The following is a 14,768-nucleotide window of genomic DNA, read 5'->3' as shown; positions in this document are numbered from 1 at the left end:
GCGCAGCATTCAATCCGCGTTCAGTGCGTCGTTGCCAATGCGTGACAGAAGAATGACCGCCTGGGTACGACTGTCGACGCCGAGTTTCTGCAACACTGCCGACACATGCGCCTTGACCGTGGCTTCCGATACGCCAAGCTCGTAGGCTATCTGCTTGTTCAGCAAACCTTCGGCAAGCATGGTCAGCACGCGTGTCTGCTGTGGTGTCAAGGCACGCAGCCGCGCAATGAGCGCTTCAATTTCAGGGTCGTGCGGATGATCCAGTTCGATATCGGCCGGTGTCCAGATATCGCCTGCCAGAACGGTACGCACGGCCTCGCCAATGGTTTCCATGCTGGCGGATTTCGAGATAAAGCCCGAAGCGCCGAGTTCGACTGCATGGCGGATGGTTGCTGCATCGTCCGTTGCCGAGACGATGATGACTGGAAGCGCTGGTTGCAAGGCTTTCAAAGTCACCAAACCGGACAGCCCTGTTCCGCCCGGCATCGTCAAATCCAACAACAGAAGATCAATATCCTCTCGCTCGCCGACCAGTTTCTTGACGGCGTCAAAATCGCCGACTTCGATGATTTCCACACTTTGTGACTGCCCAGAAAGGACCTGCCTGAGTGCTCCCCGGAAAAGCGGGTGATCGTCAGCGATGATGAAGTGCATGAGCCTCGCGCGCCATTGTTTCAGGTCTCCTCCCTCGCGGTGCTGGCTAATCAGCCAACCATTCCGTTTTATGCCGTTTTTTGACGCGGGCAACCAAAATTCACGTTGCTAACCCCTTTTCACATTACGCCTTGCCGCCATCTGGCCGCATTGTATGTTAGGCTGAGCGTTGAAATAATATAGGAACGGCCCGGCCATCCGAATGGAAGGGAACCAAAAAGGCATTTCATGACGCGCAATACGCTTTATCCAGAGATCCAACCGTTCAAAGAAGAGATGCTTCAGGTTTCTCCGTTGCATCGAATCCATGTCGAGCAATGCGGCAACCCAGACGGCAAGCCGGTCATCATGATCCATGGCGGCCCCGGCGGCGGCATCACGCCGACCATGCGTCGTCTGCACGACCCCGAGCGCTACCGCATCATCCTGTTCGATCAACGCGGCTGCGGTCGTTCCACGCCGCATGCGGAACTGCGTGAAAACACGACCTGGGATCTTGTGGCGGATATGGAGCATATTCGCGCGCATCTCGGCATCGAGAATTGGCAGGTTTTCGGCGGTTCCTGGGGTTCGACGCTCGGCCTAGCCTATGCGCAATCCCATCCGGATCGTGTGGCGGAACTTGTTTTGCGCGGCATTTTCATGATCCGCCGTTTCGAAGTCGACTGGATGTATTCCAACGGCGCGAGCATTCTCTTTCCGGACCATTTCGAGGCTTATCAGGAACATATACCGGAAGCCGAGCGCGGCGATATGATTGCCGCTTATTACAAGCGTCTGACTGATCGCAATCCGCAAGTGCAGCTTGAAGCAGCACGACGCTGGGCGCGTTGGGAAGGCTCTGTCATTTCACTTCTCCCTGACCCCGCCCGCGTCGATGCCTTTGGCGAAGATCAGTACGCCATCGCGTTTGCACGTATTGAATGCCACTATTTCCAGAACCGGGGCTTTCTCGATTCCGATGACCAGCTTTTGCGCAACGTCGATCGCATCCGGCATATTCCCGGCGTGATCATCCATGGCCGCTATGACATCTGCACACCGTTTATCAATGCCTGGCAGTTGAAGAAGATGTGGCCTGAAGCTGACCTCAAGATCGTCGAGGATGCAGGGCACGCCGTCACGGAACCCGGCATTACCCATGAATTGATCGAAGCGACAAAGCGTTTCGCCCAGTAATCAAAAGGCGCCGTATGGCGCCTTTTTCCTTATCATCAGGTCCGACCGCCCGGCGCGGCACCATCGTTCAGGCTTTCCGGCTCGCTATCGAAACTTTTCGCAATATCCATGAAGCGGCGCATGAAGCGTTCCATATAACTCATGGATTGCTCGAACTCCTGTTCGCTCGGAAGACCCGACGCGGCACTTCCGCCCTTTCCTTCAAGGGCGGAAACCTTGTCCTCAAGCTTTTTTACGCGATCCTGCAAATCGGCGATGTCGTTCTCATAAGCCTCGCGATCCTCTGTCGCCATCTTACAGACAAGCTGACCCTGCTGCTCCGTGCAGGTCGAGATTACCCCGGTTCTGGTGTCCAGACGGACATAGCCGGTTTCCGTGCCTTCCAGCCGAAAACGTCCGTTTTCCTGCGCAAGCGCATTGGCCGGAACGAGCGCTGAACCGAGAAGAGCAACAGCAGCCAGATTGCGGATGATCGATGTCTTTCTGTTCAACATAATGCAATTCCCTTCAGCTTCTCTTTGAGATGTCCCCATCATATGGGACGTTTACGACGAAAATCGAACATGCGGGACTTTGATTTCCGAAGAATTTCGGTCTAGAGAGCAGCCATGACCAATGAGATCATCTATAAGATCGCTCCGCGCGAACTTTGGGCACAAGCAGAACAGGCCGGTAGTTTTACCGGGGCTCCGGTTGATATTGCCGATGGCTATATCCATTTCTCCACTGCAACACAGGTGCGGGAAACGGCAGCCAAGCATTTTGCCGGCCAGCGGAATCTGCTTTTGATCAGTGTGAATGCTTCCGCACTTGGCGCAGCATTGAAGTTTGAAGTTTCACGCGGCGGAGCCCTCTTTCCTCATCTTTATGGCGAGCTGCCGCTTGCCGCGGTCTTGAAGGTTGAAATCTTGCCACTGGGCGACGATGGTCTTCACATTTTTCCGGAGCTGGAAGATTAATGAGTGGGCTTTTTGAAACTCTCGGGCGACGCGCCCTGTTTGCCTTCGACGCGGAACAGGCACATGGCCTTTCCATCGCGGGCCTGAAGACAGGTCTTGTGACCTGCGGTGCGCCGAACGATCCGGCTCTTTCCGTTAAGGTCGCGGGCCTGCAGTTTCCAAATCCGCTGGGCATGGCGGCCGGTTATGACAAGAATGCCGAAGTGCCGGACGCGCTGTTGAAACTTGGTTTCGGCTTCACCGAAATCGGTACCATCACGCCGCGCCCGCAAAGCGGCAATCCGCGCCCGCGCATTTTCCGCCTCGTAGATGATAAAGCGGTTATCAACCGTCTGGGCTTCAACAATGAAGGCCATGATGCGGCGTTTAAACGCCTGTCACAACGTGCAGGCAACATCGGCATCGTGGGCGTCAATATCGGCGCCAACAAGGATGCAGAAGACCGCATTGCCGACTATGTTGCCGGCATTCGGCGCTTCTATCAACTCGCACGCTATTTCACGGTCAATATTTCCTCGCCCAACACACCGGGTCTGCGCAATCTTCAGGCTCGCGACAGTCTTCGGGAGCTTTTGAGCCGTGTACTTGATGCCCGCAACGAAGAAGGCAAGATGTGCACGCTGAAGCGTCCCGTTTTCCTTAAGATCGCACCCGATCTGACCGATGAAGAACTGGACGATATTGCTGCCGAGGCAACCGAACAGAAGCTGGATGGCATCATCGTATCCAATACGACGCTTTCGCGCGCGGGATTGAAAAGCACTATTAATCGCGATGAAACGGGTGGCCTTTCTGGCGCACCGCTTTTCGACCGCTCCACCATCGTCCTTGCCCGGATGCGCGAACGCGTAGGGGCTGACATGCCCCTGATCGGTGTCGGCGGCGTGGATAGCGCCGAGACGGCGCTGACGAAGATCAAGGCAGGCGCCGATCTCGTCCAGCTTTATACAGGTCTGATCTATCGTGGGCCAAACCTGCCTGCCGAAATTGTGCGCGGCTTGTCCGCTGCTGTGAAACGCGAGGGCGTTGCCAATATTGCCGCATTGCGCGACCGGGACGTCAAGGAATGGGCCAAGCGCGAACTACCCGCGTAATCAAGTGACGAATTCTGTACGATAACGTCGCGGCAGGATCGCTAGAAGCGTGACGCCACGGATTGACAGAAACATGTTAAGAGCCAGCCAAAGCCCGTGATTACCCATCACGGGCTTTGCCGCATAAAGAACAACCATAAACAATGCGAGCGACAGAAACATCATGTTGCGCATGTCACGCGACCACGTGGCACCAATGTAAACGCCGTCCATATGAAAGGCCAGCAAGCCTGTAATCCCTGTCAACGCCGCCCAGGGCAGATATTTCAGGGCCTCGGCATGAACGTCTTCCGCCTTGGACAGAAGCCCGATGATTGCATCGCCAAATGCCAGCAGGAAAAAGGCAATGATGCTCGCCATGATCAGTCCCCAGACGAAAGTAAGCTTGGCGCCTCGCACAAATGCCGGGCTGTAACGCGCCCCGATCGACCGTCCGACAATTTGCTCGGCAGCCGCCGCCATCCCGTCCAGAAAGAAACCGGCAACGAGGAAAAAATTCAACAGCACGGCATTGGCCGCAAGGGTGACCGTGCCAAGATCAGACCCTGCCCGCGTAAAGAACGCAAAAGCTGTAAGCAGCAGGAATGAACGGATCATGATGTCGCGATTGACCGCGAACATGCGCAGAATACCCTGTTTCTGAACAATCCGCGCCCAGTTCGGGCGCAGCGATGCATCCTTACGAAAATGCCGAACTACGATGAACATGCCGACAATCGCCGCGACCGTTTCGCCGGTGACAGTGGCCCATGCGACGCCCGTCACGCCCCAGCCGAGTTCGAGCCCGAGAATAATGCAGAGCACGATATTGATACCGTTGAGCAGCACCTGAAGACCGAGGCCGACAAGGCCTTGCCCACGCCCAAGAACCAATCCCAGTATCGAATAGTTGATAAGCGCGACCGGTGCCGACAACATGCGGATCGACACATATGTCGCCATGGCTTCCTGCGTTGCAGACGTTGGATGCATGAAGGTGGATGAGACGGCCACGATGATCGGCAGACACAGGATCATCAGGCTACCGGCCACAACCGCTATGATGATTGCCCGCCAGAAGATTGCCTGTTCTTCCACGGCATCTTCCGCACCCACTGCTTGCGCAACGAGACCGGTCGTGCCGGAGCGGAGGAAATTGAACAGCGACAGCAGGAAGTCAAAGACGAGCGCACCGATCGCCAGACCACCGATCAGTTCGGCCTGCCCCATCTGCCCGACAACGCCCATATCGACGAGCCCGAGAAGTGGCGTCGTGACTGCGGCAAGCGTCATGGGAATGGCGATAAGCATCACCATCCGATGCGTTACTTCGAACGGCCTTGTTACGCCACCAGCACGTTGCAGCGACTGATCCATTAATGCTTGTCCCGAATGCATGCCCTTTTAGAGCGGTTCCGGTTGATATCGAATCGTCGGAACCGTTCTATCTATTTCTTCTGTCGCATTATCCTACGCAAAACCGCTTCGCACTTTTGCTGGAAATGCTCTGGATCGAAATGATCTACTCTGGAATCACTCGAAACTACAGAGAAATCGGCCACCGGATTGTCGCAGTTCCTGACAGCGAACTGTCAGGAGAAACGAAGCCGTTACAATCCGAGCATCATAGCCCAGTACATATAGGTGGGTTTGCTTTCAGGCGTGGCCCAAGCAAGGCCATAATGCTCGAAAGTCGGATCGAGCATGTTCTTGCGATGGCCCGGCGATTTCATCCATGCGTCGAAGACAGCCTGTGTATCCCGCTGTCCTGATGCCACATTTTCTGCTGCCGGTCCGCGGATACCCGCCTGGCGCAGTCGAGCGACAAAACCGTTACCCCAGCCGACACTGTGACCGATCTTTCCATAACTCGCCATACGCCGGGCCTGATAAAGAGCGGCTTGCTCAAGCTTGGAATCTGTCGCCATCACAGGCAGACCGTTTGCCTTGCGAATAGCGTTAAAAATCTGCGTGGGCTCATTATCCCCCGCAGCCGATGCCATGTTCGATGGCATTGCCGACACCGCCAGCGCTCCTCCGGCGAGGAGCAGAAAGCCGCGCCGGTTCAATGTTAATCCTTGTTCTTGCTGCATTGCCTATCTGAGCTATCCAATTACCGAATTGAGTTCATTTCCGGTAGCTGAGGATACGGAGCAAAATAAAGGCAGGAATAACGACTGCCGCACCAAGGATGAAATAATCGACGAAGCCTGCAATTGCCGAAAAGCCCATATTCCAAAGGCGCAGGAAGAAATCGCGGATACCATAGAAAATATCATAGGGCGTCCAGTGAAACGCGCTCATAACCACGCCGACGACCAGCGAAATCAGCACCAGCTTGATCAGGATACGGGCGGGCGTATCGCCAAGAAAACGGTTCACACCATCCGACATGCAAATCTCCTGTGTCTCTGCCAAGGCATTGTGATGCCAACGCATCACGCCTTCAAAAAGTGCAATCGCCACTCTGGCTTAACCAAAACCTTCGGGTTTTGGTATTATTCGCCAAAGCGGCAGATTCATCGCGCAAGAAATAGGCTGTCCGTGCCACCTTCGCAAGTTCTGCGCTTGCCTATCGCTGTTTGCGGTAATCGCGCGGAGCCTTCTGCTTTTGTCGTGTGAACGAGCGGTTCATGCTCCGCGTATCGGTGAAGCCGCTTGCAACAGCCACCTCAAGCAGCGACAGGCCTGTTTCAGACAAGAGTTCCTTGGCCTTTTTGACCCGGAGCTCCTCGCGAACCTCGAATGCCGTTCGTTCGAGGGCGAGCCTGAAACCACGTTCCATCTGACGAACGGAAATTCCCAGCCGACGCGCAACGTCGATCATCGGCACAGGGTCTTCCAGTGTTTCTTCGAAAATCCGTATTGCCTTGCGGATCATCGGCGAGCGCACGCCGTTGAAGCTCAAGGCAGGCTGCTCGGAGCGCACTAGCTCATAGGGGATCATAAGAATGGATGCGCTCTTGCGCGCCAGTTCCTCGGAAATCTCGGTCTGTATGATTGAAAGCGCCAGCGATGCCGTACCTAACCCACCCGCGCAGGTGAAGTGTCTTCCGCTCCGGTGAAACAGGCTGGTCGTATCAGCGCTATAACCGTCGAAAAGCTCCAGAAAATCGTCGCGATGGAACCAGCTCACACAGCAATTGCGATCTGGCAGAAGATCGGCTTCCGCCAGCAGAAAGGCAGCCGTGCAAAGACCAACCACGGTCTTTCCACGTCGGTCGGCGCGCTTGATAAGATCGACCAGCGCCTGTTGTCGCGGCCGATATTGCGCGAGCAATCCGCCGACAACTGCGACATAGTCACAATCGTCGAGTTCGCCGATAGGAGCGGTTGGCTCGATCACCATACCGGAACTGGACGTAACAGGAGCCCCCGATAGCGTGCAGATTTTCCACGCACAGCGTATCTGACGGCTCTTGTCGCGATCATCGGCAGCAAGGCGAAAAGGATCGAGGAAAAGGCTCAGTGCACTCAGCGTAAAGCCCGGTAGCGCAACAATACCAACCGATAGCCTGCGTTGCGGGACATCTGTTGCCGCTTGCAGCTTCTTGACCTGATCCCGTTCAATTCCATTGGTCACTTAGGTCGCTCTCCTCCGCCCAAAACTATATCTGCTTGGAGGAGGCTGATATAGTCAACGAAAATGCTTGGAAAGCTTCAACTGCTGCGCTTGATAGTTGGAGCCGAGATCGACGCCGTAAAGTGCTGAAGGGCGATGCAGCATGTGCTCGTAAATGAGGCGCCCAACGATCTGTCCGTGCTCCAGAATGAACGGAACTTCGTGGCTGCGGACTTCCAGAACGGCACGACTGCCGGTGCCACCTGCAGCGCTATGTCCAAAGCCCGGATCGAAGAAGCCTGCATAGTGAACCCGGAACTCGCCGACCAGTGGATCGAACGGCGTCATTTCAGCCGCATAAAGCGGCGGAACGTGCACAGCCTCACGCGAAACGAGAATATAGAATTCATCCGGATCAAGCACGAGTTCACGCGCGCCCCGATCGTAGATGGGCTCCCAGAAATCAAGAATGTCGTGCGCGGCACGCTTGTCCACATCGACCACAGCCGTATGGTGCTTGCCGCGATAACCGATCAGCCTGTCAGGACCGCCCGAAAGATCAACCGAAAGGGCGATGCCACCGCCGGAGATATTCGGCATCTCGGCCGCAACCAGCGTTTCCGCATTGTGCAGTGCAGCGAGTTCTGCCTCGTCAAGCTGGGCCCGCCCCTTGCGGAAGCGTATTTGCGACAGGCGCGAACCCGTGCGCACGACGATCGGGAATGTGCGCGGGCTGACTTCCAGATAAAGGGGGCCGTTGTATCCCGCAGGCACCTTGTCGAATTCCTGCGCCCCGTCAGCAATAACGCGGGTGAAGATATCCAGGCGGCCCGTTGAACTTTTCGGATTTGCCGATGCCGAGAGGTCTGGCGACAGCGCCAGGCCTTCGAGGAGCGGGACGATATAAACGCAACCGGTTTCAAGCACTGCACCAGCAGTCAGGTCGATCTCGTGCAGCTTCAGACGTTCCAGCTTATCGATGACCGGCGTACCGGGACCCGGCATGAAGGAGGCGCGGACACGATACGCTTTTGCACCGAGCCTCAGATCGAGGCTTGCAGGCTGTATCTGATCAGGATCAAGGGGGCGTGGAGACGCCAGCAAACCGCTTTCAAACAGCGCGGAAATATCCGCATCCGCCAGAATTCCAGCATCTTTCTGCACCATCAACCCGACACTCCGTAGCCTAGAGCGCCGTGCGTCCGTTTGGACGCATAAAGGTCGCTCTAACTGTTAGAATCTATGCATCGTACTTTCCAAAAATCGAAATCGATTTTTGGGCCGATGCCGTAGCATTACTTGACAAAGACCATTGACCGGTCGCAGCGTCAATGCCAACCCTTGGAGCAGCCTGAAACCGGGTTTTCCGCAGGAATCCGAGTATTATCGGGACGTACGGGATGTACTTTTCCCGAAATGAGACTGTTTCGGCATTGACGGCTCTACTCAACAGGCATAATGGAAAAGTGTTCCGTGGTGATTTGGCCGGCCGGCTTGCAGCCACGTTAAAGAATTCGCTAAAAAAGGCCGCGGTTCGTTACCGGCCTTTTGCGTTTTCGCAAGGCCGGTTTTTTATTGGCCGCCGAGGCTCGACTATCCTGCCCCGGCCGACCAGCTTTCGACAGGTTGGAAAAATGACGACTGAGAATACCCGTAAATTTCGCCCTGCAACTGAACTTGTGCATGCCGGATCGTTGCGTTCCGGGTTTGCCGAAATGTCGGAAGCCATGTTTCTGACGCAGGGTTTCCTTTATCCCAATGCCGAAGCCGCCGAAGCGCGCTTCAAGGGTGAGGATCCGGGTTTCATCTATTCGCGTTATGCCAACCCGACCACGGATATGTTTGAAAAGCGCATGTGCGCGCTGGAAGGCGCTGAAGAGGCGCGCGCCACTGCATCCGGCATGGCAGCGGTCGCAGCAGCCATTCTGTGCCAGGTGCAGGCCGGTGATCACGTGATTTCTGCGCGCGCTGTCTTCGGTTCATGTCGCTACATCGTTGAGACAATTCTGCCGAAGTACGGCGTCGAGATTTCGATCATCGACGGCTCCGATATTGAAAACTGGAAAGCGGCTGTTCGCCCGAACACCAAGGTGATGTTCCTTGAAAGCCCGTCCAATCCGACGCTCGAAATCATCGACATTGCCGCCGTAGCGCAGGTCGCCGATGAAGCGGGCGCCAAACTGATCGTCGACAATGTTTTCGCCACGCCGCTTTTCCAGAAGCCTCTGGAGCTGGGTGCACATATCGTCGTTTACTCTGCAACCAAGCATATCGACGGTCAGGGACGCTGCCTTGGGGGCGTCGTCCTCTCCGATCGTGAATGGATTGAAAACACCCTGCAGGACTACTTCCGTCATACAGGTCCGGGCCTCAGCCCGTTCAATGCATGGATCATGCTGAAGGGTCTTGAAACGCTCTCCGTACGCGTACGCCAGCAAACACTGTCCGCAACTGCGGTTGCCGACTTCCTGGCCGGCAAGCCGGGCGTGAAACGCGTGATCTATCCGGGACGGGCAGATCACCCGCAAGCCGACATTATCGCCAAGCAGATGACCGGCGGTTCGACGCTTATCGCTCTCGAACTGGAAGGCGGCAAGGATGCGGCATTCAAGTTCCAGAATGCCTTGCAGGTTTTCAGCATCTCCAACAATCTGGGTGACGCAAAAAGCCTTATTACCCACCCGGCAACCACCACGCACAAAAACCTTTCCGATGAAGCGAAAGCGGAGCTGGGCATTTCGGACGGTCTGCTGCGAATCTCGCTCGGCCTAGAAGATACTGAGGACCTCGTGGAAGACGTGGAAGCAGCACTGAAGATCGCTCGCTGAACACTCGCTTCTCGATATTGTGGCATTTAGGCTGCAAACCGAGGCTCAAACGATGCAATTGCCGGAACATTCCGGCAATTGCCGCACATTTACCGACCCGAATTATTGACCTCCCCCGCAACTTTAGCGATAGGTGGATCAATAACGGCTCCCATGAACAAAACCGGCGAACCGTTGAGTAAAAAGCACCTATGCTATCCGGCCTCGCCAGATTGCAAGTGCCAAGACCGATGCGAATGTAGGGCGGGTGTGCATGTACAGAGCGGTAACGCGGGGGATCGAAGTTTCGGTCGAACCTTTCTATTTGGAAGATCAGTCCGAACCCGATGAAAACCGTTATGTCTGGGGCTATCGCATAACCATAGCCAACAATTCCGCCGAAACCGTGCAGCTGCGTTCGCGTTACTGGCAGATTACCGATGCGAACGGGTATGTCGAGGAAGTGCGCGGATCAGGCGTGGTTGGCGAACAGCCAACCCTCGAACCAGGCGATTCATTTCAGTATTCTTCGGGCTGCCCGCTAACGACCACCTCTGGCGTTATGGTGGGGCGCTATCAGATGCAGGGTTCCGGCGACAGCCTGTTCGACGTGGACATCCCCGCTTTCTCGCTCGATATTCCCGAACAAAGACGCACTTTGAATTAAGTTAAGTCCATATAGAAATGGCTCGCCACGACCAGCAGCGAGCCATTCCTTTGCTTGCAATAAGATCAGCTTAGGCCTTTTGCACGAACTCCGCCGGATCAAACTCATAGCGTTTCGAACAGAATTCACAGGTGACGCAAATCTTGCCGTTGTCCGCGCTTTCCGCAATTTCCTCAGCCGTAAAGCCTGACAATACGCCGGAAATTTTTTCCCGCGAGCATGAGCACTCGTCCAGTACCGGCAGAGAATCGAAGACGCGTACGCCGCGTTCATGAAACAGGCGGTAAAGCAGCCGTTCAGAGCCCACTTGCGGGTCTGTCAGTTCCGAACTTTCAATCGTCCCGACCAGTGAACGAGCTTCATCCCACGCGTCGTCTTCAGGATGGAGGGCGACTTCGGCTTCATCCTCATCTCCTCCCGGCAGATCCGGCATGCGGGCGCGCAGTTCGGATTCCGGCAGGAACTGAATGATCAGTCCGCCGGCACGCCACTGTTCGACAGGTTTTCCATCGGCACCGCGCTCGACAAGCTTGGCCACACTCAGCTTCAGGTCGGTCGGAATCTGTTCCGACTGACGGAAATAGGTCGTGGCGATTTCTTCCAATGTCGAACCATCCAGCGCAACGATACCCTGATAGCGCTGGGTATAAGTGCCCTGATCCACAGTGAAGGCAAGCGTGCCGCGCCCGAGCAGCTCCTCGGGCTTCGTCTTATGGGCTGCAATCGCATCCTTCAAGCGCTCCTCATCGAAACGCGCATAGGCACGCACCGAACGTGGAGTACGGAAATCAACCACCAGCATGTCGACCGGACCGTCGGACTGCGTCTGGAAGATGAACTTGCCTTCGAATTTGAGCGACGTGCCGAGCAGCACGGTTAATACAGTTGCCTCCGCCAGCAGACGGGCAACTTCTTCCGGATAATTATGACGTTTCAGAATGCCGTCGATGCTCGTGCCAAGCTGAACCGCGCGACCACGCACGTCGAGTCCTTCCACCTGAAAGGGCACAACGGCGTCATCGCCTGCGAAGTCGAAATCGCCCAGATTGACCTGAATGTTTTCGACTTCGGTATGCTCGTTGCTGGTCTTATCAGCCAAATTATGCTCCTTGCAGACACCAGGCCAGAATGGCTTTCTGGGCGTGAAGCCTGTTTTCCGCTTCATCGAATACGACCGATTGCGGTCCATCGATCACTTCATCCGTCACTTCCTCGCCGCGATGGGCAGGCAGGCAGTGCATGAAAAGCGCCTTCGGGTCAGCTTTTGCCATCAGTCGCGCATTGACCTGATAGGGCATGAAAACGTTGTGGCCGCGTGCATGGTCTTCCTGCCCCATCGACACCCATGTATCGGTCACGATGCAATCCGCACCGTTTACCGCCCATTCCGGGTCGATGGTGGACATGATGCTCGCGCCGTTCGCTTTCGCCCAATCGACATATTGCGACTTGGGTTCACTGCCTTCCGGCGTTGCGATATTGACGTTGAAATCAAAACGCGCCGCAGCTTCGACCAATGAGTGGAGGACATTATTGCCATCCCCCATCCAGGCAAAGGTCTTGCCGTTGATCGGGCCGCGATGTTCCTCATATGTAAGAACGTCAGCCATGATTTGACAAGGGTGCGTATCATCCGTCAGTGCATTAATGACAGGGACGGTCGCATATTCAGCAAGTTCCAGCATGCGCTCATGCGACGTGGTGCGGATCATGATCGCATCGACATAGCGCGACAAGACCTTCGCCGTGTCCGCAATGGTTTCGCTGCGCCCGAGCTGCATTTCCGAACCGGTCAGCATAATTGTCTCGCCACCAAGCTGGCGCATACCCACATCGAACGACACGCGCGTACGCGTGGACGGCTTTTCGAAGATCATCGCAAGCACTTTGCCTGCAAAGGGGCTTTCTATTTCTCCCGCCTTCAGGCGCGCTTTGCGCGCCTTGGCATCTTCCATGATTGCGCGAAGCTCCGACGCCGGAACAGCGGAGAGGTCGATAAAGTGTTTGATCCCGTTATCGTTAGCCATGATATCACGCCGTCTTGCTGATCGGATTTGCAGTTGCGAGCCGTTCGACCGCCATTTCGATGCGCTTCAGCGCTTCGCGCGCTTCTTCCGGTGTCGTAACCAGCGGAGGAAGCAAGCGAACCACATTGTCACCGGCACCAACACTCAAGAAGTGCTCATCGCGAAGAGCCTGAATGAGGCTGGCGTTCGGTACCACGCATTTGATGCCGATAAGCAGACCGCGACCACGAATTTCGGAAACGATGTTCGGGTAGCGATCAATGATGGAAGCAAGCCCCTGTTTCATGACCAGAGCGGTTGACTGAACATTTTCAAGAAAACCATCAGCCAGAACAACATCAAGCACCGCATTGCCGACAGCCATGGCCAACGGATTGCCGCCATAGGTCGTGCCGTGAACGCCGGCGGTCATACCCTTGGCTGCTTCAGCGGTTGCAAGGCAGGCACCCATCGGGAAACCGCCGCCGATGCCTTTGGCGACAGCCATGATGTCCGGTCTAATGCCCGCCCATTCATGCGCAAACAGCTTGCCGGTGCGGCCAACGCCCGTCTGCACTTCATCGAGGATCAACAGAAGGCCTTTTTCGTCGCAAATCTGGCGCAGCATGCGCATAAATTCTTCTGGGAAGCCGCGCAGACCGCCTTCACCCTGCACGGGCTCGAGCAGTATCCCTGCGGTTTCATCGGTAATAGCGGCGCGCAATGCCGCTTCATCGCCGAACGGAACCTGATCGAAACCATCGACCTTCGGCCCGAAGCCTTCGAGATACTTGGCCTGACCGCCAGCCGCAATCGTGGCCAGCGTACGGCCATGGAAGGCGCCTTCAAAGGTCACAATGCGAAAACGTTCCGGGTGACCGCTCACATATTGATAACGGCGCGCGGTCTTGATTGCACATTCAAGAGCTTCGGCTCCGGAATTGGTGAAGAACACCTTGTCGGCGAAGGTATTCTCGACAAGGCGCTGTCCAAGTTTTTCCTGTGCTGGAATTTCATAGACATTCGACAGATGCCACAGCTTTTCTGCCTGGGTCTTCAGCGTTTCCACAAGATGCGGATGCGAATGACCAAGTGAGTTCACGGCGATACCGGCCGCAAAATCGAGATAACGTTCGCCGTCTTCGGTAATAAGCCAGATGCCCTCACCTCGCTCGAAGCGCAGAGCCGCACGATTGTAGGTGTCGTAAAGCGGTTGCACGGTCGTAGCGTCGGTCATAACGTCAGGCCTCCAAAGCCCTTTTGCAGCCTGCCCGATTGAACTGGCACGGCTGTGTTTCCCATAATCAGTCCTCGGACATCTGAGAAGGTTCCCACCTTTCAAAAAACGCCCGATATTCCATCCCTAGCTGTCGCGATATAATAGTGAGACATATGAGGAATGGACCGGCTAGCTTCATGCTCCTCGCTTGAGCCTCCGGCAGAAATAAAAAACCGCCCTCAGGGCGGCATATTTATCTCGCGCGTATATTGGCGTTCATGGAAAAAATGTCAATCAAAGCAAGCAAGGTTTGACGGCCATCTTTCAGCATGAGTTGATGCATTTTCGCAACCTTGCATCATTCTCTGACCGTAGATGCCTTTACGTGGACACTCACTCTATATAGATAAAGGCCTTCCTCGGTTGAGGCTGCCAGACGGCATGTCCGCTCCGCGAGCTTGCGATGTTCCATCCTGAAACAGTCCGGGTTTTCAGTTCAGTGGTAATTGCGTGCAAAATTTCGGCGCTGGACCAAAGAAAAACCGTCTTTAGCACCCAAGTTGGGGAAAACCATAAAAATGGAATCTGCCTGACAAGGCTATCCCTTGTCATAGAGTCGTTGAATACTGTAGTTTCTTTTTA

The 14,768-nt window shown here is 55.4% G+C and carries 15 protein-coding genes and 1 riboswitch; of the genes, 5 read left to right on the top strand and 10 right to left on the bottom strand.

Annotated features, from left to right (window positions below; genetic code table 11):
* Positions 1 to 9: 9 nt before the first annotated feature.
* Positions 10 to 654 (bottom strand): response regulator transcription factor, encoded by a 645-nt coding sequence (locus tag CQZ93_RS01755; RefSeq protein WP_105541056.1) that lies wholly within the window; start codon positions 652 to 654, stop codon positions 10 to 12.
* 228 nt (positions 655 to 882) lie between these two features.
* Between CQZ93_RS01755 and pip the strand changes: the two genes are divergently transcribed.
* On the top strand, positions 883 to 1,833 hold the full coding sequence (pip, locus tag CQZ93_RS01750) for a prolyl aminopeptidase (protein ID WP_105541055.1): 951 nt from the start codon (positions 883 to 885) through the stop codon (positions 1,831 to 1,833).
* Positions 1,834 to 1,868: 35 nt separating this feature from the next.
* On the opposite strand, the gene CQZ93_RS01745 is transcribed toward pip, so the two are convergent.
* A complete protein-coding gene (locus tag CQZ93_RS01745; RefSeq protein WP_105541054.1) occupies positions 1,869 to 2,327 on the bottom strand; it encodes a hypothetical protein in 459 nt (152 codons plus the stop codon).
* A gap of 114 nt (positions 2,328 to 2,441) precedes the next feature.
* On the opposite strand from CQZ93_RS01745, the gene CQZ93_RS01740 reads away from it, so the two are divergent.
* Together CQZ93_RS01740 and CQZ93_RS01735 are read left to right on the top strand one after the other, a co-directional pair.
* On the top strand, positions 2,442 to 2,792 hold the full coding sequence (locus CQZ93_RS01740; protein WP_105541053.1) for a DUF952 domain-containing protein: 351 nt from the start codon (positions 2,442 to 2,444) through the stop codon (positions 2,790 to 2,792).
* Positions 2,792 to 3,886, top strand: coding sequence for a quinone-dependent dihydroorotate dehydrogenase (locus tag CQZ93_RS01735; RefSeq protein WP_105541052.1), 1,095 nt, complete (start codon positions 2,792 to 2,794; stop codon positions 3,884 to 3,886). The genes CQZ93_RS01740 and CQZ93_RS01735 overlap by 1 nt, the downstream gene beginning before the upstream one ends.
* Here CQZ93_RS01735 and CQZ93_RS01730 read toward each other — a convergent pair whose 3' ends face one another.
* From CQZ93_RS01730 to CQZ93_RS01710, 5 genes are all read right to left on the bottom strand, one after another.
* On the bottom strand, positions 3,887 to 5,242 hold the full coding sequence (locus CQZ93_RS01730) for an MATE family efflux transporter (protein ID WP_105541051.1): 1,356 nt from the start codon (positions 5,240 to 5,242) through the stop codon (positions 3,887 to 3,889).
* A 233-nt stretch (positions 5,243 to 5,475) separates the two neighbouring features.
* Positions 5,476 to 5,958 (bottom strand): CAP domain-containing protein, encoded by a 483-nt coding sequence (locus tag CQZ93_RS01725; RefSeq protein ID WP_105541050.1) that lies wholly within the window; start codon positions 5,956 to 5,958, stop codon positions 5,476 to 5,478.
* Between the two features lie 34 nt (positions 5,959 to 5,992).
* The gene (locus CQZ93_RS01720) at positions 5,993 to 6,259 is read right to left on the bottom strand and encodes a DUF6460 domain-containing protein (protein ID WP_105543134.1); all 267 of its coding nucleotides are present in this window, start codon (positions 6,257 to 6,259) and stop codon (positions 5,993 to 5,995) included.
* Between the two features lie 178 nt (positions 6,260 to 6,437).
* On the bottom strand, positions 6,438 to 7,448 hold the full coding sequence (locus CQZ93_RS01715) for a GlxA family transcriptional regulator (protein ID WP_105541049.1): 1,011 nt from the start codon (positions 7,446 to 7,448) through the stop codon (positions 6,438 to 6,440).
* 54 nt (positions 7,449 to 7,502) lie between these two features.
* Positions 7,503 to 8,594, bottom strand: coding sequence for a 2'-deoxycytidine 5'-triphosphate deaminase (locus tag CQZ93_RS01710; RefSeq protein WP_105541048.1), 1,092 nt, complete (start codon positions 8,592 to 8,594; stop codon positions 7,503 to 7,505).
* 296 nt (positions 8,595 to 8,890) lie between these two features.
* Positions 8,891 to 8,970: riboswitch (SAM riboswitch) on the top strand.
* Positions 8,971 to 9,061: 91 nt separating this feature from the next.
* Between CQZ93_RS01710 and CQZ93_RS01705 the strand changes: the two genes are divergently transcribed.
* Positions 9,062 to 10,255: an O-succinylhomoserine sulfhydrylase gene (locus CQZ93_RS01705; protein ID WP_105541047.1), complete on the top strand. Its 1,194-nt coding sequence runs from the start codon at positions 9,062 to 9,064 to the stop codon at positions 10,253 to 10,255.
* 253 nt (positions 10,256 to 10,508) lie between these two features.
* Positions 10,509 to 10,901 (top strand): Co2+/Mg2+ efflux protein ApaG, encoded by a 393-nt coding sequence (apaG, locus tag CQZ93_RS01700; RefSeq protein WP_105541046.1) that lies wholly within the window; start codon positions 10,509 to 10,511, stop codon positions 10,899 to 10,901.
* A gap of 70 nt (positions 10,902 to 10,971) precedes the next feature.
* Here apaG and CQZ93_RS01695 read toward each other — a convergent pair whose 3' ends face one another.
* The 3 genes from CQZ93_RS01695 to CQZ93_RS01685 are packed head-to-tail and all read right to left on the bottom strand — an operon-like array spanning position 10,972 to position 14,144.
* Positions 10,972 to 12,000 carry an Hsp33 family molecular chaperone gene (locus tag CQZ93_RS01695; RefSeq protein ID WP_105541045.1) on the bottom strand — a complete coding sequence of 343 codons (1,029 nt, stop codon included), beginning with the start codon at positions 11,998 to 12,000 and terminating at the stop codon, positions 10,972 to 10,974.
* Position 12,001: 1 nt separating this feature from the next.
* On the bottom strand, positions 12,002 to 12,928 hold the full coding sequence (argF, locus tag CQZ93_RS01690) for an ornithine carbamoyltransferase (protein WP_105541044.1): 927 nt from the start codon (positions 12,926 to 12,928) through the stop codon (positions 12,002 to 12,004).
* Positions 12,929 to 12,932: 4 nt separating this feature from the next.
* Positions 12,933 to 14,144, bottom strand: coding sequence for an aspartate aminotransferase family protein (locus CQZ93_RS01685; RefSeq protein WP_105541043.1), 1,212 nt, complete (start codon positions 14,142 to 14,144; stop codon positions 12,933 to 12,935).
* Positions 14,145 to 14,768 lie beyond the last annotated feature (624 nt).

Origin of the sequence: Ochrobactrum vermis (assembly GCF_002975205.1) — a bacterium.
Taxonomy (GTDB): Bacteria; Pseudomonadota; Alphaproteobacteria; order Rhizobiales; family Rhizobiaceae; genus Brucella; species Brucella vermis.
This window is presented reverse-complemented; position numbering and strand designations above follow the sequence as displayed.